General features: G+C 37.7%; 5 protein-coding genes. 2 read left to right on the forward strand and 3 right to left on the reverse strand.

Annotation, left to right across the window (positions count from 1 at the left end):
• Nucleotides 1-341, reverse strand: a 341-nt coding sequence (locus GH660_RS17625; protein ID WP_194266362.1) for a replication protein, incomplete at its 3' end; no start/stop codon positions are given.
• A gap of 66 nt (nt 342-407) precedes the next feature.
• A complete protein-coding gene (locus tag GH660_RS17630; protein ID WP_002299939.1) occupies nt 408-563 on the reverse strand; it encodes a CopG family transcriptional regulator in 156 nt (51 codons plus the stop codon).
• A gap of 616 nt (nt 564-1,179) precedes the next feature.
• Here GH660_RS17630 and GH660_RS17635 point away from each other — a divergent pair.
• Both GH660_RS17635 and GH660_RS17640 read left to right on the forward strand, forming a co-directional pair.
• On the forward strand, nt 1,180-1,401 hold the full coding sequence (locus GH660_RS17635; protein ID WP_002299940.1) for a hypothetical protein: 222 nt from the start codon (nt 1,180-1,182) through the stop codon (nt 1,399-1,401).
• On the forward strand, nt 1,402-1,659 hold the full coding sequence (locus GH660_RS17640) for a hypothetical protein (protein ID WP_002299941.1): 258 nt from the start codon (nt 1,402-1,404) through the stop codon (nt 1,657-1,659).
• Between the two features lie 135 nt (nt 1,660-1,794).
• On the opposite strand, the gene GH660_RS17645 is transcribed toward GH660_RS17640, so the two are convergent.
• Nucleotides 1,795-2,156, reverse strand: a 362-nt coding sequence (locus GH660_RS17645) for a Rep family protein (protein WP_228276552.1), incomplete at its 5' end; no start/stop codon positions are given.

The following is a 2,156-nucleotide window of genomic DNA, read 5'->3' on the forward strand; positions in this document are numbered from 1 at the left end:
TCACTTTTAGCATATTGAAATTTTTCTGGATTATCCATATGAGCAAAATATCGCACCATACCTTTTGCATTAGCACATTTTTGCGGGTTTGGAGACCGAAGCTTTTGAGTTATCTCACGTATTTGATCATACGTCTTTTTACCGCTAAACATTATCAAAACATGCCAATGAGGCTTTTTCAATTCACCGTCAGGATTCACATCTTTATCATGAAGTGGACTCTCAACCCAAGGAACATGTAACTCATCTAAAAACTCCCTCCAATTTTCAGGAGCCGATTCAGGATAGACTACAAACGTCCAATTCCTTGTGCGTTCATCTTTAGTTTTTCTACTCGTCATGCTATAATTACCTTAATTGAACAACAGTCTAACAGCAAAAGCAGTGCGCCAACACTAATGCTTTTGCTATTTTTTTTGCTCATTTTCCTTTCCGTTAGCATTAACCCAAATTGTAATAAGACCAGACTTACTAAGACCCATTTGTTTCGCAATTTTATCAAGATTATCTGCCACTTCCTTAGTAAGCGTTACAACGACTCTCTTTTTTTCATTACTGATCATAATTCGTATCCTCCAACGACTTTTTCTTAAAAACCATAGTAACAAAAAAGTAACTAAGGTGCAACAGTTTAGATACTAATTAGCGAATAATAGGCCTTAAACCCTTGGCATTACTGATTTTGTCAAAAAAAAACGCTGAAACCCTTGGGAGAGTAAGGCTAAACAGCTATCGACCAATGACCAATGACCAATAAGGGGGGTGTCGTAGTCCCCCCCTCCTCCGCCCAATTCATAAACACCAAAACCAAAAAACAAACCTCAGGGCTCCGCCCCGAACCCCGACCTCCTTCTACCGAAATATATGCAGGCGCCACGCTTACTATTTCGTTCAGCTATCGGCTTTTGCAATCTAACACGACCGTTTCGCTACCAGTCGCCTTACAGGCTCCATTCTCGCTTCTCTTACGTGTTTTAACGATTGCGCCGATAACTAAACGAAATAGACGCTAAATCGCTTAAAACGCAAAATAGACCCTTTTTAGAGCATTGATTTTTTCTACTAGTCATTTCGATAATATAAAATTGACCACAACACAGAAAACTTATATTATAAGCTTATGTCGTAAGTCCGACGTACTCACGTAATATAGACGGACGTTAAATGGAAGGAGCATAAATGAGAGTGATAAAATCAGAAAAATTCACTTTGGCCGAAATTATGACGACCAGCGAACTTGCACAAGAACTTGATTACAACCAAGCTTACGTTTTGCGCTTAGCGAAAGAACATCTGACTGAAGGAAAAGAATATCGCTCTGCCGGTAGAAGAAACTATCTTTTCAGCCCAGAAGCCCTTAAAAAACTAGAAAAAGTCATAACCACCAAAGAAGGTGAGTAAATGCCTAAAGAAACAACTATCAACGTTGAACAACTAGAAAAATTGCTAGAATCATATTCCAATGATTTTATCGAATTGACCGGCGGAAAAGTCGAAGAAACCACCGACCTCTTTGACCTACTTCTCACAAATATTCTGGAATTAAACTCTGAAGAACAAAAAGAGCATAAGGGAAAACTGATAGCACCTTCCTACAGGAAGGTGGCTAAGTCGGCTGTGCCAACTGGTTTTCTTACAAAACAACCTTATATTTTTTGATATCACAAAAAAATCCATTTTGGACCTATTTTCGGTCATAATATAGTACCTACTTTTGGTCATAGTTTCGTCCGTAGTTTTGGTCATAGTGACTAAGACTTTCACGCACAAAAAAAGAGCTGAAATTAACAGCTCTTATCCTTTATTTATTTTTGAATTTACACTTCCACCATGACGATTCGATTTTATATATTGCCCGATAATATAAGCTGAATTATCACAAAGAAGCGGAAACCAATCATCAAATCTTTCTGACATTGCATAGTCAATTAAATCTTTGATTTCAGTGATATTCTTAGAATCAACAAACGACATCATCTCTCTAATCAACTCATATCGTTCTGCACTCGTTACTGACAAATAACTAGCAATTTCTGCACCACCATGAGCGATAATATCACTTTTAGCATATTGAAATTTTTCTGGATTATCCATATGAGCAAAATATCGCACCATACCTTTTGCATTAGCACATTTTTGCGGGTTTGGAGACCGAA

This window comes from Dechloromonas sp. H13, from assembly GCF_009469615.1.
Classification (GTDB): Bacteria; Pseudomonadota; Gammaproteobacteria; order Burkholderiales; family Rhodocyclaceae; genus Azonexus.